This window comes from Paenibacillus sp. FSL H8-0260, assembly GCF_045040625.1.
Classification (GTDB): Bacteria; Bacillota; Bacilli; order Paenibacillales; family Paenibacillaceae; genus Paenibacillus_AQ; species Paenibacillus_AQ odorifer.
Genome location: NZ_CP150298.1, coordinates 1284802 through 1307665, shown reverse-complemented (window position 1 = coordinate 1307665; position 22864 = coordinate 1284802). Strand labels below are relative to the sequence as shown.

The 22864-nt window shown below is 44.8% G+C and carries 22 protein-coding genes; 8 read left to right on the top strand and 14 right to left on the bottom strand.

Annotation, left to right across the window (positions count from 1 at the left end; translation table 11 throughout):
- Window positions 1–104: 104 nt before the first annotated feature.
- Window positions 105–788, bottom strand: a complete 684-nt coding sequence (locus tag MHI51_RS05610; RefSeq protein WP_405174039.1) for a DUF4309 domain-containing protein — start codon at window positions 786–788, stop codon at window positions 105–107.
- 558 nt (window positions 789–1346) lie between these two features.
- Between MHI51_RS05610 and MHI51_RS05605 the strand changes: the two genes are divergently transcribed.
- From MHI51_RS05605 to MHI51_RS05595, 3 genes are read left to right on the top strand one after another with little or no spacing between them, the layout of a single operon-like run.
- Complete coding sequence (locus MHI51_RS05605; RefSeq protein ID WP_405173657.1) at window positions 1347–1874, top strand: RNA polymerase sigma factor; 528 nt, start codon at window positions 1347–1349, stop codon at window positions 1872–1874.
- Window positions 1871–2209 (top strand): hypothetical protein, encoded by a 339-nt coding sequence (locus tag MHI51_RS05600; protein ID WP_341088595.1) that lies wholly within the window; start codon window positions 1871–1873, stop codon window positions 2207–2209. The genes MHI51_RS05605 and MHI51_RS05600 overlap by 4 nt, the downstream gene beginning before the upstream one ends.
- Window positions 2199–4490, top strand: a complete 2292-nt coding sequence (locus tag MHI51_RS05595) for a hypothetical protein (RefSeq protein ID WP_405173656.1) — start codon at window positions 2199–2201, stop codon at window positions 4488–4490. Before MHI51_RS05600 ends, MHI51_RS05595 begins: the two co-directional genes overlap by 11 nt.
- 77 nt (window positions 4491–4567) lie before the next feature.
- On the opposite strand, the gene MHI51_RS05590 is transcribed toward MHI51_RS05595, so the two are convergent.
- The 12 genes from MHI51_RS05590 to MHI51_RS05535 form a co-directional block, all read right to left on the bottom strand.
- On the bottom strand, window positions 4568–5377 hold the full coding sequence (locus MHI51_RS05590) for an SDR family NAD(P)-dependent oxidoreductase (protein WP_076277892.1): 810 nt from the start codon (window positions 5375–5377) through the stop codon (window positions 4568–4570).
- Window positions 5378–5423: 46 nt separating this feature from the next.
- Window positions 5424–5858 (bottom strand): MarR family winged helix-turn-helix transcriptional regulator, encoded by a 435-nt coding sequence (locus MHI51_RS05585; RefSeq protein WP_076129552.1) that lies wholly within the window; start codon window positions 5856–5858, stop codon window positions 5424–5426.
- Between the two features lie 117 nt (window positions 5859–5975).
- Complete coding sequence (locus MHI51_RS05580) at window positions 5976–6515, bottom strand: RDD family protein (RefSeq protein ID WP_076277891.1); 540 nt, start codon at window positions 6513–6515, stop codon at window positions 5976–5978.
- Between the two features lie 35 nt (window positions 6516–6550).
- Window positions 6551–7078 carry a hypothetical protein gene (locus MHI51_RS05575; RefSeq protein ID WP_076186750.1) on the bottom strand — a complete coding sequence of 176 codons (528 nt, stop codon included), beginning with the start codon at window positions 7076–7078 and terminating at the stop codon, window positions 6551–6553.
- A gap of 4 nt (window positions 7079–7082) precedes the next feature.
- Window positions 7083–7382: a hypothetical protein gene (locus MHI51_RS05570; RefSeq protein ID WP_076277916.1), complete on the bottom strand. Its 300-nt coding sequence runs from the start codon at window positions 7380–7382 to the stop codon at window positions 7083–7085.
- 146 nt (window positions 7383–7528) lie between these two features.
- On the bottom strand, window positions 7529–9379 hold the full coding sequence (gene abc-f / locus MHI51_RS05565; RefSeq protein WP_405173655.1) for a ribosomal protection-like ABC-F family protein: 1851 nt from the start codon (window positions 9377–9379) through the stop codon (window positions 7529–7531).
- 378 nt (window positions 9380–9757) lie between these two features.
- A complete protein-coding gene (locus MHI51_RS05560; protein WP_076129557.1) occupies window positions 9758–10669 on the bottom strand; it encodes a L,D-transpeptidase family protein in 912 nt (303 codons plus the stop codon).
- Between the two features lie 527 nt (window positions 10670–11196).
- Window positions 11197–11331, bottom strand: coding sequence for a hypothetical protein (locus MHI51_RS05555; RefSeq protein WP_405173654.1), 135 nt, complete (start codon window positions 11329–11331; stop codon window positions 11197–11199).
- Between the two features lie 876 nt (window positions 11332–12207).
- Window positions 12208–13176, bottom strand: a complete 969-nt coding sequence (locus tag MHI51_RS05550; protein WP_036680409.1) for a sugar phosphate isomerase/epimerase — start codon at window positions 13174–13176, stop codon at window positions 12208–12210.
- The gene (locus MHI51_RS05545) at window positions 13177–13908 is read right to left on the bottom strand and encodes a ThuA domain-containing protein (RefSeq protein WP_038569006.1); all 732 of its coding nucleotides are present in this window, start codon (window positions 13906–13908) and stop codon (window positions 13177–13179) included.
- A 51-nt stretch (window positions 13909–13959) separates the two neighbouring features.
- Entirely contained in the window at window positions 13960–15036 is a 1077-nt protein-coding gene (locus MHI51_RS05540; RefSeq protein WP_076129559.1) for a Gfo/Idh/MocA family protein, read from the bottom strand.
- 6 nt (window positions 15037–15042) lie between these two features.
- Window positions 15043–15996, bottom strand: a complete 954-nt coding sequence (locus MHI51_RS05535) for an AraC family transcriptional regulator (protein WP_076195168.1) — start codon at window positions 15994–15996, stop codon at window positions 15043–15045.
- A gap of 346 nt (window positions 15997–16342) precedes the next feature.
- On the opposite strand from MHI51_RS05535, the gene MHI51_RS05530 reads away from it, so the two are divergent.
- The 5 genes from MHI51_RS05530 (at window position 16343) to MHI51_RS05510 (ending at window position 22253) form a co-directional block, all read left to right on the top strand.
- Window positions 16343–17347 carry a LacI family DNA-binding transcriptional regulator gene (locus MHI51_RS05530; RefSeq protein WP_036680403.1) on the top strand — a complete coding sequence of 335 codons (1005 nt, stop codon included), beginning with the start codon at window positions 16343–16345 and terminating at the stop codon, window positions 17345–17347.
- A gap of 155 nt (window positions 17348–17502) precedes the next feature.
- Window positions 17503–18768: an ABC transporter substrate-binding protein gene (locus MHI51_RS05525; protein ID WP_076129561.1), complete on the top strand. Its 1266-nt coding sequence runs from the start codon at window positions 17503–17505 to the stop codon at window positions 18766–18768.
- A gap of 77 nt (window positions 18769–18845) precedes the next feature.
- Window positions 18846–19712: a carbohydrate ABC transporter permease gene (locus tag MHI51_RS05520; RefSeq protein WP_038568998.1), complete on the top strand. Its 867-nt coding sequence runs from the start codon at window positions 18846–18848 to the stop codon at window positions 19710–19712.
- The gene (locus MHI51_RS05515; RefSeq protein ID WP_172628781.1) at window positions 19709–20530 is read left to right on the top strand and encodes a carbohydrate ABC transporter permease; all 822 of its coding nucleotides are present in this window, start codon (window positions 19709–19711) and stop codon (window positions 20528–20530) included. Before MHI51_RS05520 ends, MHI51_RS05515 begins: the two co-directional genes overlap by 4 nt.
- A gap of 34 nt (window positions 20531–20564) precedes the next feature.
- Window positions 20565–22253, top strand: coding sequence for an alpha-glucosidase (locus tag MHI51_RS05510; RefSeq protein ID WP_076219686.1), 1689 nt, complete (start codon window positions 20565–20567; stop codon window positions 22251–22253).
- Between the two features lie 48 nt (window positions 22254–22301).
- On the opposite strand, the gene MHI51_RS05505 is transcribed toward MHI51_RS05510, so the two are convergent.
- Window positions 22302–22832, bottom strand: a complete 531-nt coding sequence (locus MHI51_RS05505; protein ID WP_076219685.1) for an NAD(+) diphosphatase — start codon at window positions 22830–22832, stop codon at window positions 22302–22304.
- Between the last annotated feature and the right edge of the window lie 32 nt (window positions 22833–22864).

Sequence of the window (22864 nt, the reverse complement as noted above, 5' to 3'; positions counted from 1 at the left end):
AACAGTCCGTCCAAGGCCTACTCCACCTCAAAAAAGAACATACAAAAAGAGCAACCCCCAGATTCCTCTGCATGATTGCTCTCTCCTCTTCTAACCCATGCCACTTACCCAGCCATATTGTTAAAAGAATCCTGTTCACTAAATACGGATATATGATCTACTGTACCGGTCGAGCTTGGAATAATAAATTTCAGCTGGTATTGGTCATTGGCTTGATAGGTGTAAATCTTATCCTCTCCGTTCACTTTGGTATCGTCAGGCTTACCGAGTGTTGCCTCAATTTGCTTCAGCGTCAGCTTTTGCAGTGTGGAATCACTTGAACGAACATCGAAGATTAAACTTCCTTTATTAAATCCAAACACGACATGTTTGTCAGTGTAGGTTGCATAAATACCTTTTCCCGCTGACTCTTGTTGATCAGGTTTGCCCCAATCCGCTTCGACCTCATCAATGAGTCCGGTATGAGCGGCATATTTCACACCGGGTACCTTCCCCTTTTTGGCAAGCTCGAGTAACTCTTTAAGCTGTTTGTCGCTATTTTGTGAATTTGAGCTGGTTGAATCTTTATCAGTCTCCGTAGGGGAGGAAGTCGCTGCCGGTGCAGTTTCTGCTGGGGTGCTTGATGGACTAACTTCCGGCTCAGAGGTTGCTGTTACAGCTGTTTCTGTTGGGGCCGTTGCCTGGGATTCTGAATTCCCCGCCTCATTATTCGAACTGCATCCAGCAAGCCCAATCATTCCTGTGAGCAGGATTGAGCAAGCAATTAATTTTATCTGTACTGACATGATGTCATCTCCTTAGTGGATTACCTTAAAGTCGTCTTGCAAAAAATGAAACTGAACATACAGACGAGGGGAAAATCAAATAGTTGCAGGATAGCGGCAATTCTTCTGGCTAACCCTCTTTACCCATATCTCCCAATTTAAATTCACACACACTCTATTTTTCTACATAAAACCCTTTTTTCCGACACCTAACTCAAGTTAGTTTCTCTTTTAAAATCTCCACATAACTCCATTTAACTATAAACTCGTGAACTCATAAGCTCATAAGCTCATAAGCTCATAAACTCATGAACCATATGACCTTAGACGTCATTCCCAGCCTCGAAGGTTTCATTGCAGAACGTACAATAGAAAGGAGCTAATCCTGCTTGAAAAAGCAATCCATTGCATTCTGTGCAATAGATTCCAAAAGTAAACTGGTATCCGGCGTCCTTCTGAGTACACGAACTGTAATCGCGACATTTGTTGAAGAATTTTCCATCAAAACGCAACCTTAATCCTCCAAGCCGCATCTTATTAGTAAAGGGAGGGGAGCTGCATCTGAATATTATAGAGAGAATTGTGGCAAAAGATGAGTCAGCTCTCCGCCTGTTAATGGACGAATATGGAGATATGCTGCTGCGAACCGCTTCTTTACTGCTTAAAGATAGACAAAGTGCCGAAGAAGCGGTACAAGATACTTTTATTCAAGCTTATGCCAAAATGAGTCAGTTAAAGGAGCCGGACCGGCTGAAGGCATGGCTAATACGGATAGTGGTCAATCGCTGCCGCATGAGGCAACGGACTTGGAGCTGGCGTAATATTTTCCCGGCGGGAGGGTCAGAGCTGCAAACCAACGAAGATGCTGACTTCACAGCCGGAGCGGAAGAGCTTTTTATGGTGGAATGGCATAATGTCAGGCTCGCCGAGTCCATGAGAAATCTAGATTATCTATACCGGGAATGTCTGACTTTATATTACTTTCATGAAATGAATATCCGGGAAATTTCCGAGCAATTAAATACATCTGAAAATACGATCAAATCCAGACTCGCCAGAGGCCGGACGCTCTTAAAAAAGATTTTGGTGAAGGAGGGACATTTCTTATGAATACAGAACGCGATGTGGTCAAAAAGCAGCTTGATGAAGAATTAAAAAACCTCCAGTTCACTGGACACGACCGGGTCATTAAGCAGACTCACCCTCCAACCTTTGGAGCTCGTTTATTGGCGCTGTGGAATAAGGAAATTGAGATCCCTGTCAAACCTATAGGTGCGATCGGTGCCATTATTCTAATCGTTTCGCTGACCCTGCATCAGCCAGAGATTAAACAGCAGCCACAACAAAACACCCCGCAACGTGTAAACCGAGAACTAATCGAAGCTGGAGGCAATACGTATTGGAAGGATATCTACGAGCAGGCGGTGAAAAAACATGAGAATTAAGATAAAAATCAAACATCTGGTGTTATTCGTGTTGCTCCCTGCCTCCCTGCTTATTCTTCTGTTTAACTTCTTACCTTCACAGGCGCAGGTAGATCAGAGCACAGCTATTCAATCTAACATTGCTAGGACTGATCTTCTGCAAAAGCTGGCTTCCACAACCGGGAGTAAACGTATCGAGCTAATTCGTACAAACATCCTTGATAAGGATCACAGCTATGATCCCTACAGATATGACGTTAATGTCAGTCCTTCGATGAGCCAGTGGAGTAATGATGAAACCCAGCGTTCCGGTCTGTTACCGGAGGACATAGTACCTTTACTTGAGGAATATATCCTTGAGGGGCCTTCGGATAATACACGTATATTTTCGGCTAAGCAGTTAGCTTATGAATATGATGCTCTTGGCCGAAAGGAAGATGGAGATCAAGCGCTAATCACCGCAGCGAAACAGTTAAACAGCAGCTCCTCTGTAGCTAAACAGCTGGAGCTCCTTCGAGCGGAGCGGGCCCTAAATAGTGGCGATATAACAACCGCTGAAACGATTCTTGAACAAACCCCCTTTCCATCCGAGTATCAGGAAGAGCTAAACGCACAAAAAGCATGGCTTACCGGGCGTTTACTCTTTACAAAAGGCGAAGCGCAGGAAGCACTTGCCGTAGTAAAAGATGGCTTGGAGAGCTACAAAAAATTCTGGCAGGATATTCATAAACAAATGAACGCTGCCACCAGCAGTTCGAACGAAGGCTCCACAGACAATACAGGATCAGCAGCAGCACCAGAAGCTGGGACCTCAGATACTGAAAGACAGCTGGAATCGCTTCGAACCGCAATCCAGTCTGCTATAGATATGGGAAACACCTCAACTGCTGTCGTCTCCGGTACCCTTACACGAAGCGATGGCACCCCAGTTCCGCGGGCAGGTATTTTCCTTCGCGCTGAAAGCGAAGTTAACCATAGCATCACTTCTGCTGAACCCTACCGAATCGTCACAGATACTGAAGGACGTTTCGAATTTCACGGTGTGATTCCGGGCTTTTATCAGTTACAGCTTGGACTTGGCTATGATCAGATCGACGGCTGGACTTGGCCTGTACAATATGACGATTGGATTGAAGTTAAACCAGATGACAGGTTGAATGAGAGCATAGTTCTACAACCTCTGCTTGAGCTGCAGTCTCCCATTAATCAGGAAACCCTAACAGGCAAGACCATAGATTTCCGCTGGAAAGCTGTTGAAGGTGCAGCTTACTATCGTTTAAGCGGTGGCGGGGAGGGGGCCGTGTTGGGCGTACAAATTCGGGATCGTATTGTAGATAACCATATCTCCATTCCTGTAGAAGAACTTTACGATGGCGGCGGTTTTTCCTATGGCAGCAGTGGAGATGGCTGGGAATCTATTGATCCCCTCTCCCTTCTCGGATTTATGAATCCCGAAGTGCGCTTTTCTTGGAATATTGAAGCCTTAGATGCAGATGGACGCCTGATTACCCGCAGTAATGGCTACAGATTGAACGAAGACACCGTCGGCAATCTGCCGTTCTTTTATCTCAAGGAAAGAGAGCTTACTGCGGCTGACCAACTCTTACTGGATAAGAAACCGGATCAGGCACTAGAAATGTACCAAAAAAATATTGCCGATGACCCACAGGATGTTCATGCCCTGCACATGCTAGTAAAGTTGATGCTGGCAAAATCATCCCTCACAAAGGATACAACATTAGAAGATAAGGCGATTCCTTTACTCGAAAAGCTAATACAACTACAGCCTTCTACTAATTACGCCTTCACATTATCGCAGTACTATTTTGACCATGCGGACTGGAAGTCGTATAACGAATATTATTCCTACTACAACGAACTAAACCGACCCAATACTAACGGTTATGTACTTTCTATTAACGCCACAGCACTCATGCAACAAGGGAAGCTGGAAGAAGCTCGTAAACAATTCGCGATCGCCCTAAAGTATGATGATAGCCATCGTTTTATTGGCAGCTTTTTGGCGGCAGAATTATACGCTGGTGAATCACTCTCTTCGGTAATGACACTTGCTGAGCGTTATCCTGAACTCAGCTTTGGTCATAGTGGGTATCGCTGGCCACGAATGATTAAACAACTGTTAGCGGAACGAAAAAATCAACCTAAAGTCTTTGACCAAGAGTTAAAAGAGAAGCTTGAATGGTACGTGAACGGTCAGACGGATGTGCTGAAGCAATGGATTGCAAGTGCCAAACCCTCCGCTCTGAAGACCTTTATGCAGGAGGTTTTAGAGGTACGCTAATTCATTAAAATAAACAAAAATCCGGTCCCGCTCGACAAATTCGAGCATGGACCGGATTTTTAATTACACATAATCTTTTATTTAGATTTAGCTTCCATCATGTAATTCTGGAAATCCGTGATACTTGGGTTAGACATATAGTGGCCACCCTCTACTTCAATTGTTTGGCCTGTGATGAATTTGGATTCATCCGATGCCAGGAACAAAACCGTATTGCCGATATCATCAGCTTCACCATGATAAGGCAGCGCGTTGAATTTTTGGAAAATATCCAATACAGCTGGCGGCATATTTCTTGCTGCCGCAGGTGTCAGGATCAGCCCAGGTGCCACTCCATTACAACGGATTTTCTCTTTACCATATTGTGTAGCGATGTAACGAGTAAGGTTCACAACCGCTGCCTTAGAGGAGCCATAAGCAGTACGCAATGAATCGCCAGCAAATGCTGACATCGAAGCCGTGTTAATGATCGAGCCTCCGCCCGCTTTAATCATATGAGGAATAGCAAAACGGCTGCCTAACAGAACACTTTTGGTATTTACGTTCATCAGGCGATCCCACTCTTCCAAATCTATATTGACCACATCAAGGTCTTTTTGCAGATTAGTTAGACCGACATTATTGAACAATATTGTGATGGTGCCATACTGAGCAACTGTGAAGTCAACAGCTTCCTTGATCGAATCCGCTTGGGAGGCATCTAAGAAAAGACCTTCAGCTTCTCCGCCTTCATTTTTAATCTTAGATGCTGCTTCTTTGGCTGCTTCCACATTAAAATCGGCAATAACAACCTTTGCTCCTTCTCTAGCTAATAGAGTGGCAGCTGATAAGCCAATACCTGAAGCGCCTCCAGTTACTAATGCAACTTTACCTTGAACTCTTCCCATGTTCATACCCCTTTATAATGTTATTGTGCTTCTAAGATGACTTGGTTTATGTTTCAGAGCTATCAAAGCTCGTTAACAACTTCTCATAGATTTTCAAGAATTGCTGCAGTTCCTCCTCATTGAGCTTTTGGAACATTTCAGCTCTTAGCTCCTGTCCCTTAAGCTGTGCTTCCTTCAGAACGTCTTTTCCTTTGTCCGTGATAGATAGAAGTACATTCCGTCGATCATCTTCGTTATATTTTCGCTCGGCCATCTCCTGCTTAATTAGTCGATTAGCAATGTTTGTCATTGCTCCCGGCGTATATCCTAGTCTCTTAGCCAAAATAGTCTGCTTCAAGGGACCTTTTTTATTCAATTCGCCCAAGACTAGAACTGGAGATATCCCAATATTGTGATCAAATGCGTTCATCCATCGGACAATAACTTCATTCGTAAATAATTCAACTGCATGTATTAGCTTAAAAATATCTGGATTTTCCAAGAGGTTCTCCTTTGGCATTCATGATGATCAGCTGCTTATAAAAGTATTTTAACACTAAAATATTTAATAGTAAAATACATAATGTTTAAAAAAAGAATGCTTGGTGAAAAGCATTCTTCAAATTGCGGATTTCTCAACAACATAAGTGCCAGCCAGCAAATCGTGAATCGCACGTTTACGGCGATGTAATCCAACCAACAAGTAATCCACCAGCATGATTGGACCCAGGATTTGAGTGAGGTCAAAAGCCAAATCCGACCATAAGGATAATTTGGCGGAAATAACGGTAAAGTCATAGCTGCTGACCGCAATTACCATTGAAAGAATCATACTAATCATTCGGAAAACATTTCGAATCAGAGCTTCCTTCACTGTAGGGTAATTCCCTTGCTCATTGACAATTTTTATTTTTAAAATCAGCTTCCCTGGAGTTCCGCCAAATCTAACGATCATAAAGATATCAAATGCGATAAACAAAATGTACTCCAGGATAATAGGTATCTCCGAGTGTAATGAAACAGCTAATGAATTGAGTATCCAGTATACGATAACCCCAGGTATTCCAATGACCAGGAAATCAAGAATGGAAGCCAGCACTCTTTTCCAAAAGCCTATAAAATTCTCCTGATCCAAATGCTCGGGTAGAATGTTATCCATGCAAGCACTCCTCTCTCTATCATTTACTTTGTCGCTCAATCCCTATTTAACAATCCCTTCCTCAGATGCTCTTGGATAATGGACTCCAGCTCTTTGTTATTTTTCACAATTACCCGTTTATCAGACAGAGTATCCGTTAACTCTATAATCCTATGTGCGGCCTCCTGATCATATCCACGGTTCCATTCAAAAATCATCACATACAGATTCTTAAATGACTGCTTGTAATTCGCTTGCTCTAAACCCAGTCTTGTTTTTATAAACCTTGTAAACACTCTCAAATCCCTGATCACTTTATTAGGATTCAAAATAACGATTAAGTCAGCAGCTTTAAAACTCTCTTGTCCCCATTTGTAATGTGCGCCTTCCAGAATCCATGAGGGTTTATCAAGGATTTCCTCCAACTGAGCATCCCTTGCTTCAACTGAAAAGCGCAAATTCTCGGCACTTCTGTCCCATACCAAGTTGTCAGTCTCGTAATACTCTACACCGTATTTTTTAGATAACTCCCGGGCGATATAGGATTTGCCACTGCCGCAAGCTCCAATGATTCTAATCTTCATAAGCTCAGCCTAGCCCTGTCGGCAGGATTATTAGTCCTATAGAAATTACGGTGATTATTCTTGTGGTGAGGAGGTTTAGCTTTTTATTTTTCTCTGATTTATACCAGCCTTTAAACTGAAAATGATTCCGGTACAGCATAAAAAATAACAATAAATTCCCGAGTCCCATACTCCAGTTATACACGGGCTGACCAAATATCAATTGATAAATCAATCTTTCTGCCCAACCCAAAACTAACAAAGTCAGCACAAGCAATATACACAAGCGAAGTAATTCCAATATAAAAGAGCCCAATTTCAGCAATTCTGCAACCATCCTCTCAAGGTTTCTTTATCGCCAAAAAATCCACATTCCTCCAAATTATACACCTTACACCTTACGACTCCTACCTAAAAACACAACCTGCCCAAGATAAATTTATCCTGAGCAAGGTTGTGTTTTTTATCAGCTTAGGAGGATGCGGGTTTCCCCTCGCCCCTTAGTTCCTGTATTTGTCGCTGCAAATTAACGATTTCCGCCACTAGCGCTGCATTCTCCGCCTCAGAATCCACACCGCTACTCTGAATCAGCTGATTCAGACGCAGCTGCAGGAGGGCAAGGTTATCCTCCCGAGCCTGTTCTATACCAGTAAGCAGACGGGTTCTGTCTTTTGCGAAGTATTCAGCATACGTTCCTTGAAAAAACTTTGGTGCCTGAGACGGCTCTAAAATCACCAAGCGATTAGCCACTTTAGAGTGAAGATAACGGTCATGCGAGACCATTACTAACCCGCAGGGATACACCATAAGTGCCTCTTCTACTCGTTCCCTAGTGTCAATATCCAGATAATTAGTGGGTTCATCTAAAACCAATAAATTCGCTTTTCCAAAATACAACTTGAGAAAAGCCACACGGCATTTCTCTCCCAGACTCAAATCCCCAATCCGTTTAAATACATCGTCCCGCGTAAATAAAAAGCAACCTAGAATCGTCCGCGCCTCCGTTTGGGTCATTCCCGGCAGTTCAAGCAAGCTATCCAGAATCGTAGAGTTCATTTCTAAGTTATCTAGCTCTTGTGCAAAATAACCGATTGTCGTCCGTGGATGCAGCCGCACTTCACCTTTTGTAGGCTTATTGATCCCTGCAATCAATTTCAGCAGCGTAGACTTTCCAACACCATTAGGACCCAGAATAGACAGTCGGTCTCCCCGGTTTAGCGACAAACTGAAATCCCTAAGAAAAGGCGCACTCCCCTGATAGGCAAACTCTATCTCACGGAGTGTCAGTAAAGAATCTGCCAGAAACTCTTCGCTTTCCAGCTTCATCTTCAGCTTGCCAGTCTCACGGGGCAATTCTACACGGTTCTTATTTAACCGTTCCAGTGCAGCTTCCTTGGCATGGAAACGAGACACATTTTTCTTGGATTTCGAACGCAGAAAATCATTTTGTCCGGCAGCACGATGCGCTTGCTGGAACCATTCTGCATACCGCCTAATGCTCTCCAGCAGCTTCTCCTTTTCTTGCTCCTGCTTTTTATACTGTCCCTCCAATGTTCTCAGCTCTATAGTCTTCTGCTCCCGGTATTGTGTATATCCACCCGAATAACGCCGGCATCCCTCCGGACTAAGCTCCAGCACAGACGTCGCAGTTCGATCAATAAATGTTCGATCATGTGATACATAAAACACGGTTCCAGGGTAGGTGCACACCCAATGCTCCAACCACTCCATCGTTTCTCCATCTATGTGATTGGTCGGTTCATCCAGAATCAATAGCTTGGGCTGCCGGGCTAATAATGCTGCTAATTGCACCCGTGTCTTTTGCCCTCCACTAAGTGAGACGTATGGCAAATCCCAGACCGCATGTTCAAGCTTGAGCTGCTTTAGACTTTTTTCCGCTTTGACCTCCCAGCCATATCCATCAAGCTGCAAGTAACGATCGTACACCTCTGTATATTCAGCCAATTCAGTTTCGTTATCAGCTTTCTGCTCCTGCAGTCTCTGACTGAGGGCTTCCAGCTGGCGTTTTAATTCAGGCAGCTGTGCTGACCCTGAAAGAACGTAGTCCAATGCGGTTACTTCCCCCGGTACCTCAAGCTGTTGATCGAGCACACCCCATTCTTCAGATGGTAAACCATGATAGATACCTCCCTCTTCAAAAGTAAGGCGACCGATCAGCCCCTTAAGCAGTGTGGTTTTGCCAATCCCGTTTCGTCCGAATAAAAGCACGCGCTCTCCCTCTGCTATCTCAAAGGATACCTCCTTAAATAAAGGGACCCCATTCCATTCCTTACGTAAATTCTTCACTTTAATTACAGTCATCTTTCATTCCTCCGATTTCATTGCAAATAAAAAACCGCAGCCAGCGGTCTGCGGTCGAATAGCGTATGAAGGGGGAATGTGCCCAGACATGGATAGACTACGGCCGTGTTCACCTGCTGGATGCAGAGTAAACCAACACAATAGATAGAACTATCCATATAAAAGCATCGTAAGACCCCCGACCGACACACGTATCCCTGACCGTTATCACCCTGCGCGGGTGCTCCGTGACTTGTGCATATGCACTTCACAAACTTTATGGTCTGTTTCAGGAAACGTGTTAGTTATTCATCAGTCGGTGGCCCTCCGTAATTGTCCGTATTTTAGAATAAGTACAGTATATAACAATTTAAATCAGAAATAAAAGGCCAAGAACAATTATAACTTAATCTTTACCACCTGAGTCTGCGCATTCCACTGCACCTGAACAGCAAATAAATCAGGCAGGATACTCAGCGGAATTAGTAATCGGTTATTTTCATTGCGTGACGGTAAAATCGTAATGGATTTCCCATTCACAATAGCCTTATTGGATAATGGCTTATGTGTCACCGTACGATTGCCGATCGTAATTATCAGTGCTCCTGTCCCCGCTTCACTCTGCAAAGTACCACCCAGTAAGGCCACGGATTCTCTCAGCGGAACAAACACACGGGAATTTTCCAATATAAAAGGATCCTTCAGCTTTGTTGTCGTCCCATTGATCTCAAAAGTTCCCGCAAACTTATTACTTCCCACAGAGTACCCGTTTTTAGTTGCAATATTCTCCATAGCCAGTGTGCTCGTTGTAATGATAACTCGAGTATTCTTGGCTACTTTTGGATACAGCCAATGAATATCATCATTATGCATTCGAATACAACCAGCGCTAACATACTTCCCTATCGATGACTCATTATTATTGCCGTGAATCGCATACGTCGTGCCATAGGTACCGTTCACTTCCAGCCCCAGCCAGCGGTCGCCAAGCGGATTGGCCGGGTCCCCACCGGGAATTTTCTCTTTGTAGTAGGGTCTGTTTTTTACCTTAACCACCATTTTGAAGCTACCTTCTGGCGTCAGTTCCTTCGACTTTCCTGTGGCAACCGGAAAAGTCTTCACCAGCTTGCCGTCACTGAAATACGCGAGTTTGTTTGTTTTTTTGTTCACGATGATCAGATCTGAGCCAGCAGCTTCCACCCTTCCAACTCCTGTAAAGCAAGCAGCGAACAAAAGTCCAAATACAAGCATCAGTTTAATGTTCCGCTGTAAAAAAGTTTGAAACCGGCCTCCCGAAAAGCATAAATTCATCTTGCTCCACCTCCGTTATATAAAGACGAAATCATTTCAAATATGTTGCGTACCAGCCTGTACCTATTCTTTTCAACTCGTCCACTCCCGCTTGACGCAGAGATTGCAATACTGTAACCAGTGAATGCACGACAAAAAAGCCGAACTTTGAATACGCAAAGATCAGCATGCGCATAAACACATAAGTTGCGGACTCCAGGGCCCCTATTTGCAACTATTGCGCTGTTTTGGGATGTTATCGGACTCCAGCGCAGTTATTTGCTCAAAACACCTCGAATTCCTTGCTCTTCACGACCAATAACGTCTCTCGGGTCCGAAACTCGCCCCATAAACCCTAAAACACGCGAATAGCTGCATCTAAGTCCGTTAGCACAGTTCTACCTTGTTCTTTCCTACGTCTCATACATTTCCGCCCTACGTCTCATACATTTCCGCCCTACGTCTCATACATTTCTGCCCTACGTCTCATACATTACTGCGTTCATTACTGCGTCCGCTCATTTGCCCGTTACCGTTAGCACAGTTACCTACCACATCATCTGCACCACATCTCCACTACATCTCCACCACATCTCCGCCACATCTCCACCACGCTCCTGACGCTCCAGCCCTAAACTAACTGCGCTGCACATTTGCCCGTATCCCATTATCCCGAAGCTCAACTCATCAGCCTCCAAACTAACTACGATTTTACCGTCGAAGATCAGCTAGCGCATAAGCGCATAAGTCGCGGACTCCAGAGACCCTATTTGCAACAAATCCGCTGTTTTGAGATGCTATCGGACTCCAGCGCAGTTATTTGCTCAAATACCCTCGAATTCCTTGCTCTTCGGGACCAATAAGGTCTCTCGGGTCCGAAACTTGCTCAAAAAGGCCTAAAACACGCGAATAGCTGCATCTGAGTCCGTTAGCACAGTTATCTACTCCCACACCCCACCACGCTTCTAACGCTCTAACACCAAACTAACTACGGTTTTACCATCGCAGATCAGCTAGCGTATAAGCGCATAAGTCGCGGACTCCAGAGACCCTATTTGCAACAAATCCGCTGTTTTGAGATGCTATCGGACTCCAGCGCAGTTATTTGCTCAAATACCCTCGAATTCCTTGCTCTTCGGGACCAATAAGGTCTCTCGGGTCCGAAACTCGCTCCAAAAGGTCTAAAACTCGCGAATAGCTGCATCTGAGTCCTTTGGCAAACCAGTTAGTTTCAGGTTGGTTTTTAGTTGGTTTCCAGTACATTTCTGATTAGTTTCTAGTTCGTTTCTTATTAGCTACTACTCGTCCCTACCCCCCCCTATCTCTTTGTCAGCTCGTTTCTACTCCCTTCCGTTCTTTCTTCCGCTCTTCCGCTCTTCCGCTCTTCCGCTCTTCCGTTCTCCCCTCCCGTTCTCCTGTTCTCCCGCTCTCCCGCTCTCCCGCTCTCCCGTTCTCCCGCTCTCCCGCTCTCCCGCTCTCCCGCTCTCCCTACATCCCCACTACACGCAAAAAAAAGCCTTGATTCTCTAAATAGAGAATCAAGGCTTTCTAATTCGACCTTACACCCACCACATACCCTGAGGCTGGTCATGAATAAGAATGGATTGCAAATTGGTTACTGCACGTTGGAAGCCTTCGTCAACCGTCATAAGAGGGTCTTCATGCTCGATGCTCACCACATAATCATAACCGTAAGTGCGCAGCGCGCTCATGATATCTGACCACTCAGATATGCTGTGGCCGCAACCAACGGAGCGGAAGGTCCATGCGCGGGTCTGCACATCGCCATAAGGTTGCATATCGGTCAGACCATACATATTGATGTTGTCCTGATCCAAGTAAGTATCCTTGGCATGGAAATGGTGAATCGCGCCAGCTTTACCGAGAATCTTAATGGCACCTACAGGATCAATACCTTGCCACCACAGATGGCTCGGATCCAGATTGGCTCCGATAGCATCGCAGGTTGCTTCTCTAAGCTTCAAAATCGTATAAGGGGTATGGCACAGAAAGCCGCCATGCAGCTCGATACCGATCTTAACGCCATGCTCCTCGGCCAGCTTGCCGATTTCCTTCCAGTAAGGGATCAGCTTATGTTCCCACTGCCAGGTTTTGATGTCGCTGTACACGGTAGGCCAAGGTGTGACTGGCCAGTTCGGTGCTTTTGCCTCATCGCTGTCCCCAGCCGTTCCCGAAAAAGTGTTCACGACCTTAACACCCATGAGTGAAGCCAGCTTGATCGATTTACGGAGAATTTCATCCCCGGCGCGGGCTTCTTCTTTATCTGGTGAAATCGGGTTATTATGGCAACTGAAGGCACTGATCATAATGCCACGTTTCGTGAACTTTTCCAAATATTCTTGACGTGCTGACTCGCTCGCAAGCAGCTCATCTGTCGGACAGTGAGCATTGCCGGGATTACCGCCCGAGCCGATCTCTACCGCATTCAAACCTGCGGCGGCGATTTTATCTAACATCTCGTCAAGACTCAAGCTTCCAAATACAGGATCAAATACGCCTAATTTCATTTATACGACCACCTTTTCTTTGATAGGCTCTAAGGCTTCAGAATGTCCGTAAACCGGATAGTCACGTTTCGTTGGTGCACACCAGTTCACGCCATTGATGATGACTTTTTGAATATCCTTGTTGTAATAGGTTGGATAAGATTCATGACCAGGCTGGAAATAAAAGATCTTCCCGCTGCCTCTACGGTAGGTCGATCCGCTTGGGAAGACGTTGCCGCCTTCGAACCAGCCGACAAATACAAGACTCTCTGGTGCTGGCACATCAAAATGCGCACCGTACATTTCCTCTTGCTCCAAGTCGATGTATTCACCAATGCCCTCAGCAATCGGGTGACTTGGGTCCATGACCCACAGGCGCTCCTTCTCCTCAGCTTCACGCCATTTCAGATCGCAGCTGGTGCCCATTAATTTCATAAAGATTTTGGACATATGGCCCGAATGAAGCACTACAAGTCCCATACCTTGCAGCACTCGCGCATGTACACGGTTTACAATCTCATCACTTACTTCATGATGGGCGATATGTCCCCACCAGATCAGTACATCCGTGTTATCCAATACCTCTTGCGTCAGTCCGTGCTCTGGTTCATCCAGCGTAGCTGTCTGAGTGTCCAGTCCTGCCTCTTGCAGAAAACTTGCCAGTTGTCCATGAATACCTTGCGGATAGACCTTAAGAATTCTTTCTTCCTGCCGTTCATGACGGAATTCATTCCATACGGTTACTCTTGTCACTTGAGACACGCTCCTAGTTCATATTTATCTATGACCATCGAATTTGCTTGATTATTCAAAAAACACAGGCATTCCAGTTTCAGAGGATTTATAAATAGCCTCCAAGATGCGAGTCACAACCAACGCCTGCTCCGGCTTCACTACAGGCTCGGTGTCATTTACAATGCTGTCAATCCACTGAGCTGCCTCTATCACCGCAGGATCATCTCCTGCACCATCATAAAAGTCGACGCCACCGGCATCCAGACCGATATGCTTTTCAAAGGTTTTACCGTAGGCTTCTCCGTTAATGCGCAGACCCTTCTCCATATCTGCTCCGCCTTCAGTCCCACAAAGTACCGTTTTGGCCTCACCGACATCGAGTGTATTCAGTGCCCAGCTTGCCTCTAAGACGATGGTAGCCCCATTCTCCATAGTGATGAATCCAATGGCGGAATCCTCAACTGTAAACTTCTCAGGATCCCACGGGCCCCAAGCATTCGCAGCATTTTTACGACCGGACAGCTTATGATAAGCGTTGCCCACGACATATTTAGGTTTGTAATTATCCATCATCCACAGGGTCAAATCGAGCGCATGGGTACCGATATCAATCAACGGGCCGCCGCCTTGCGCTTCTTCATCCAAAAACACACCCCAAGTTGGGACCGCGCGACGACGGATAGCCTTAGCTCTGGCGTAATAGATCTCACCAAGCTCATTATTCTCACATACCGCATGCAGATAAGCTGAATCTGGTCTGAAACGGTTCTGATAACCGATGGTCAGCTTTTTCCCAGTTCGCTCTGAGGCCTCGATCATCGCTTGTGCTTCTGCCGTGGTTTTAGCCATCGGCTTCTCACACATTACGTGTTTGCCTGCTTCCATAGCCGCAATGGAAATCTCCGCATGGGAAATATTCGGCGTACATACATGTATCACATCTATACTTGCATCGTTAAGAAGCTCTTTATAATCTGTGTAAACTACGGACTGCTCATCTCCAAACTCCGCTTTTGCCTTCTCGGCACGTTCAGCGACGATATCACAAAAAGCAACCATACGCGCACCTTCTACTTTTTTTAACGCGGGCATGTGCTTGCCGTTCGCAATACCTCCGCAGCCGATAATTCCTACTGTTAAAGTCATTCTGGTCTAACCTCCACTTATTCCTGTTTTGATATCTCTATCATACAAAGCTGAGGAAGGGCTTTCTTCCTGTAATCTTGCTGTATTATTCCCGAATATTGTCTTGTGGTATTTCAGCGGGGATATCCCCGTTGCTTCCTTGAAAAAATGATGGAAGGTCTTCACGCTGCCAAACCCGGCTGCTTCCGCCACGGCAGACATCGGCAGATCTTCATTGATCAAGATCCATTTGGCTTTGTTAAGCCGGTATTCGTTTAAGAACGCGATAAAGGTCATGCCCGTGTTTTTCTTGAACAATTTGGTAAAATAATAAGGACTAAACCCCATATAATTAGCTACCTCATTCAGCGTAATAGCCTCCTGGTAATGCTGCTCCACATAGATAAAAATCCGCTCTAGTCTCTCCAGTGTTTCTCTGGATTGATTCAGTGTATCTTCCGAGAACTTAGGCTGTTTCTTGATCGGACTCTTCGGTACCTCCCGTAGAATAACGGTCAGCAGTTCAAACAATCTAGCCTTGATTAGAAAAACATATCCTTCTCTTCGCTGTACATCTTCCTCGTAAATACTCTCAATCAGCCCTTTGACCTTCGCGGCAGTTGCCACGGGCCATCTAGAACTGGAATACTCCATAAGCGTAAAGACCTCACGAAGTGAGTAGTCATTACCGTTCAAAGCGGCTACTTCTTGAAACAAATTCAGGTCAAATTGAATCACTACCCGTTCACTCTCAGGTGAAGAGAGAAAATAATGCACATCCCCACCATTGATAAACTGAACTTCGCCCTGCTCCATGTGAATAGGGGTATCGTTAATTCCCAGATTCAGGCTTCCTTTGGTAACATAAATAATTTCAATTTCTTTATGCCAATGCGGATAACACAACGTATCACCATTGCAGAGTAAACTGCGGTAAGGAAAGTGCTTATCCACATCCGGAATCTCGAGATAAATATTCATAAATGCAACTCCTTATCCGAGTAAATCATTATAACTAGAGCTTGCATACCATATTTAAAAATTTTACGTAAGCGTTTACTCTCTAAATGTTAGACCTCCAATATTCTTTTGTCAATTCCGATATTTCTAAGTAAATTTTTGGTATATACATTGGTTTCATTCCTATTAAAAGATTACTGCTCTTGCGTAGTTTTGATCATTTTTTTATTTTTTAAGTACAGTTGACAAAAGCGCCTACCAGCATTTATATTCGGGGTAAGCGTTTACGTTCTCTTCTTTCATAAATTACTCTCATCAGCGTAAGCGTTTAATTCAAGGATAACCGTAGTTTAAGGAGCTCATAGGAATGAACCCAACGATTAAAGATGTTGCACAGAAAGCGAACGTTTCCATTGCCACAGTCTCTCGCGTGCTAAACAATTTAAGTGGGTATTCGGACAAAACGAAACAAAAGGTAAATGAGGCGATCAAAGAAATTGGTTATCAACCCAATGCGATTGCCCGGGGTCTAATCAATAAGCGTACACAAACCATTGGTGTTATGTTCCCTAGTGTTTCTGGTGCCTTCTCTTCCGATCTGCTCAAAGGTATTGAAGAATTGGCCAATGACCGGAACTACAGTGTGATGGTATGCAATACCGATCAGGACGGTAAAAGAACGTTGAAGTACTTACAGCTCCTGAGAGAGAAACAGGTTGATGGCATTATTTTTTCTAGTGAAGTCCTTAAGAAAGAATATTACGATGTGCTCGAAACCATGAGGATCCCCGTTGTATTGGTCTCTTCCCAAACAGAATTCGCCAAGGTCCCTTATGTGAAAGTAGATGATTATCGAGCAGCTTTTGACGCTATCCTCTACTTAATTTCAAAAGGTCACCGCAAAATAGCCATGATTAGTGGAAACCCTAGCGATCTTATCGCTGGTGCGCCAAGAGCAGAAGGTTATAAGCATGCGCTTGAAGCAAATGGTATTCCTTTTGACAGCCGCTATCTTGCTTACGGAGATTTTTTGTATGAGAGCGGAAGTATAGCTATGGAGACTCTTTTGGAGCAAGCGCCTGATGTGACTGCCGTTTTTGCTGCTAGTGATGAAATGGCGATTGGTGCCCTCTCTACCGTTATCAAAAATGGTCTAAGCGTGCCCGAGGATATCTCCATTATGGGATATGACGATCTTGGATTAGCCAAAATGGTTATTCCGCCTTTAACAACAGTACGCCAACCGCTGTACGATATTGGAAAGATCGCCGTGGAGAAGCTCATTCAGATGATTGAAACAGGCGAGTCTGTCAACAGCCAGATTGTCGATCACACAATTGTGGAAAGACAAACGGTAAGATCGCTTACCTAAGTCTTTTTATCAATATTACGTAAACGTTTACTGTTCACTTTATTGCATACCCGTCGCTTAGAAGAACACGAACATCATTTAAGTTTGCCGTCAACGTAAACGTTTACCCTTAGCAAATTCACCATAATACCAACACATTATTAGGAGGATTTATCATGAAAAAAACAATTAAACCCGTAATGGTTAGTCTACTAGCTATGTCCGTGCTTAGCGCCTGCGGTAGCAATAGTGGTAACAATGCGGCTGACAACACATCTAGCGGCGGGAACTCCTCCGGTGACAAGGTAAAAATCGAGTTTTTCCAAAATAAGACCGAAGCCAAAGCCACCTTCGACAAGCTGGTTGCGAAATTTAATGAAGCCAATCCGAACATCGTAGTCACTCAAGTGAACCCACCGGATGCCGAAACAGTGCTGAAGACTCGTGCAGCTAAAAAAGACATCCCTGACGTGGTCGGTATCGGTGCCACTGACACCTACAAAACATTATCCGGAAGTGGTCTGTTTGAAGACTTCTCAAGTGATCCACTCGCTGAAAATATCCAGCCTGCTTATGTTCAAATGCTGAAAGACCTGACAGGTTCGAGCGAGCTGAATGGTCTTCCATTCTCTTCGAACGCAAGTGGTGTCATTTACAATAAAGCGATGTTCACTGAAGCCGGCGTTACCGTGCCAACCACTTGGGATGAGTTCATTGCCGTCGCTCAAAAGTTCAAGGACAGCGGTAAAAATGCTTTTTACCTGACCCTTAAGGATTCCTGGACAACCCTTACGCCGTTCAACTCCCTCTCTACAATCATTAAAGGCAATGATTTCTTCAAGCAACGTACTGAAGGTACTGTGACTTTCGCAGACAGCTTCACCGAAATTGCTGAAAAGCTGCTTAAGCTGACGGAGTTTGGTCAAAAAGATATTTTTGGAAAAGGCTACAATGACGGCAACACAGCTTTCGCTAAAGGTGAATCTGCAATGTATCTGCAAGGGGTATGGGCGATCCCAGAAATCGTGAAGGCTAATCCATCCATTGAGCTTGGTGTATTCCCTTTCCCAGCGACAAATGATGCTGCTAACAATAAGGTCATTTCTGGCGTAGACACATTGTTGACTATCTCTAAGAGCACTAAACATAAAGAAGAAGCTAAAAAATTCGTTGAATTCCTGCTCCAGCCTGAGAATGTCAGCCTCTACATTAACGAGCAAAAAGCATTCCCAGCTGTGCAAGGTGTAACACAAGATGATCCAACAATGGACGGCTTCAAAGCAGCATTTACCTCAGGTAACTTAGCCGACTTTGCGGACCACTACATCCCAAGTGCAATGAAAGTGGATACCATCAATCAAGCCTTCCTGCAAAAGAAAGATGTTGATGCGTACCTGAAACAGCTTGATAAAGAATGGGATAAGGTAGCTGACCGGAAATAACGAGACCTGACAAATAAGAGCCGAGAAAGAGAACGGGACTCCCCCTTCTCTTTCTCTTTTCCAAGGAGGATTACATGATGGCCAAACGCCGAGTCGCCTTTTATCTAATGACTATACCGGCATTGCTTCTTTTCTTTGCCTTTCACACCTTTCCTGCACTGCAGGGTATTTATTATTCGTTCACTAACTGGGACGGCTTCAGTGACAGCTTTGATTACGTAGGATTTAAGAACTTCATTAACATTTTTCAAGATGAAAATGTGCTGAATTCATATGTGTTCACTTTTAAATATGCCATCTTAACAACTATTCTCATCAATATCATCAGTTTGTTGATTGCGCTTGGGCTTAACGCCAAGATTAAAGCCAAAAACTTTTTCCGCGGTGTATATTTCCTGCCTAATATCCTCAGCGTGCTGATTGTCGGCTTTATTTTCAACTATTTGTTCGCAAATGTATTCCCTATCTGGGGCGAGAAGCTTGGCAGCGAATTCCTTTCGCAGAACATTCTCGGCAACTCCGATTGGGCCTGGATCGGTATCGTCATTGTAGCCGTTTGGCAGGGAATTGCTTATAACACGATTCTCTATCTGGCAGGTCTACAGACCATTCCGCAAGATCTTTACGAAGCCTCCAATCTGGACGGCGCTAGCCGCTGGAGAGAATTCTGGAGCATTACTTTTCCAATGCTTGCTTCCTTCTTCACGATCAACATGGTGCTGGCGATGAAGGGCGGCTTAATGGTATTCGACCAAATCGTAGCCTTGACAGGTGGGGGACCTGGACGTTCAACACAATCCATTGCCCACTTAATCTATACAGGCGGCTTCCAAGGCGGAGAATTTGCCTATCAATCGGCGAACGCCGTGATTTATTTTATCGTGATCGTTGTGATCTCCGCCCTTCAGCTTAAATTTCTGCAGAAACGGGAGATGGACTTATGATCAAAAAATCAAGCAACTGGCCTGCAACGATTCTTATCGCGCTAGGCTCACTACTGATCCTTTTTCCGCTGTACATGACTATTGCTATCGCGCTAAAAAATCCCGAGGAAATGGCTCAATCCATCTTTTCACTGCCGACTGGCCTGCATTTTGAGAACTTCGCCAATGCCATTAAGGCAACCAATTTCTTCAACGCCTTAGGAAATAGCGCCACGATCACAATAACATCAGTAGTGTTCATCTTGCTTACCAACTCCATGGTAGCCTACGCGATTGCCCGCAATATGAACCGAAAATTCTTCAAAGCGCTCTACTTTTATTTTATCAGCGCAATGTTTATTCCTTTCCAGATTATTATGCTGCCTGTGGTCAAAGTGACAACGGATCTGCATATGAACAACATTCTGGGTCTTATTATTCTATACATTGTTTATGGCTTGGCTTTTAACGTGTTTGTATACACTGGCTATATCCGCTCTATTCCTTATGAGCTAGAGGAAGCTGCCACAGTAGATGGTGCGACGACATTCGGAACGTTCTGGAAGATTATTTTCCCACTTCTTGCTCCGGTCAGTGCAACAATTGGTATCCTCTCCTGTCTGTCGACTTGGAATGACTTTATGCTGCCGTTGATTCTGCTAGGTGATCAGGATTCATACACACTTCCGCTTGTACAGTATGTCTTCCAAGGTCAATTCAGCACAGATTTCAACTTAGCCTTTGCTTCGTATCTGCTTGCTTTATCCCCGATGCTCGTGGTCTATTTGTTCGCGCAAAAATGGATTATCAGTGGACTAACATCAGGGTCCATTAAATAACTAAGATTTATATAGAGAGATAGGAGAGTTATACATGGATAAGAAATGGTGGAAAGAAAGCGTAGTTTATCAAATCTACCCCCGCAGCTTCAAAGACAGTAACGGGGACGGCATCGGTGATCTGCAGGGCATTATCTCGAAACTCGATTATTTAAATCAGCTTGGCGTCGACGTAGTCTGGTTATGCCCGGTATACGAGTCGCCAAACGACGATAACGGCTATGATATCAGTAACTATCAAAGTATTATGGATGATTTCGGAACACTCTCTGATTGGGAGGAACTGCTAGCTGGACTTCACAGCCGCGGCATGAAGCTGATTATGGATCTCGTGGTCAACCACTCCTCTGATGAGCACGCTTGGTTCGTGGAGTCCCGCAAATCGCAGGATAATCCTTATCGTGATTATTATATCTGGCGGCCGGGCCAGGACGGACAGAAGCCTAACGACTGGGGTTCCTTCTTCAGCGGTTCGGCTTGGGAATTCGATGAGAAGTCGGAGGAATATTACCTCCATCTCTTCTCGAGAAAGCAACCCGACCTGAATTGGGATAATCCTAAGCTGCGCCAGGAAGTCTACGATATGATGACCTGGTGGCTGGACAAGGGCATTGACGGATTCCGTATGGATGTAATCAACTTGATCTCCAAAGTACCGGAATTACCTAGCGTTGCCCCAGAAAATAACGGAGAACAGCCTACGTACCACTTCGGAGGAGACTATTTCGTTAACGGACCACGCGTACATGAGTATATGCAGGAAATGAACCGTGAGGTCCTGTCCAAGTACGATATCATGACAGTGGGCGAAGCCGTTAATGTCACTCCCGAGGAGGCTTCGTTGTACGTTTCCGAGGATCGCAACGAGCTGAACATGGTTTTCCATTTCGAGCTTATGGACGTCGATTCCGGACCTGGAGGCAAATGGAATGTGCAGCCTTGGAAGCTGGCGGACATCAAGTCCATCATTTCCAAATGGCAAATCGCGCTGGACGGTAAAGGTTGGAACAGTCTGTATATGAACAACCACGATCAGCCGCGTATGTTATCCCGCTTCGGAGATGATAAGTTATATCCGAAAGAGTCTGCCAAGATGCTGGCAACACTGCTGCACACGCTCCAAGGCACACCTTACATCTATCAAGGCGAAGAAATCGGCATGACGAATGTACAGTTTGATTCCATCAACGATTACAAAGACATTGAAATCTTGAATATGTATAAAGAATACTTGGCTGCCGGACATTCGGAAGAAGCTATCATGAACTCCATTTACATTAAAGGCCGGGACAATGGCCGTACGCCGATGCAATGGAACGCCGAGCCGCAGGCTGGCTTCACGACGGGCTCTCCTTGGCTAGCCGTAAATCCTAATTACAAGGAAATTAATGTGGAGCAGGCGCTGGCTGATCCTGATTCTATTTTTTACTATTATAAGAGACTTATTGAGCTGCGCAAGCAGCATGAAATTATCGTATACGGAAATTATACAATTCTGGCTGAGGAGAATGAACAGGTATATGCTTATCTGCGTACTCTTGGAGAAGAACAGCTACTGGTTGTATTGAATTTCTTCGGAGAGCCTGCGACCTTCGAACTTCCTTCTACTGTGAAGTTCCAAGCGAAGGCATTGCTTATTGCCAATTACGAAGTAAATCCAGAAGAAGAACTAAACACAATTCAGCTTCGTCCTTATGAAGCTCGTGTGTATAAGCTTAAATAAACTAGACCCCCTACATGAAACAATAAAAAGGAGCCTCACGGCTCCTTTTTACTTTCCTCCAACAGCTACCGGATTGACCTGTACCTGTCCCGCGTTCAATTTCTCAATAATCGCCAGTAAGAAGGTTTCGGCTAGGCTGTTCTTTTTAATCGCTCTGGCGGCTTCTTCCAAAGTAAACCATTCAGCATGATCAACCTCAGTACTCACCTGGCTCAAGTCCTCCGAATCTGCAACACCTATAAAATTCAGCATTAGCGTATTGGATGGTGCGAAGTACAAGCTGCGCATATATTCATAAGCGACAATATCAAGTCCTACCTCTTCTTTTACCTCACGTACGAGAGTCGTTTCCGCATCTTCACCTTTGTTCACGTATCCTGCGAGTAATATGTAGTCTGGCCGATTATATTGCTGAATTAATAAAATCTTATTTTTCTCCCTGTTTAATACTGCTGTACTAATCGCCGTGCTGAAAATAGGGAATCGGAACATTTCACACGCATTACAATAAGGTACCTGCCCTTCCCCTTCATTTTCTTTCATTACTAACTCTGTCCCACATTCCAGGCAATACTTCAAACTGATCGCTTCCTTCTATTCTAAGTTAGCCT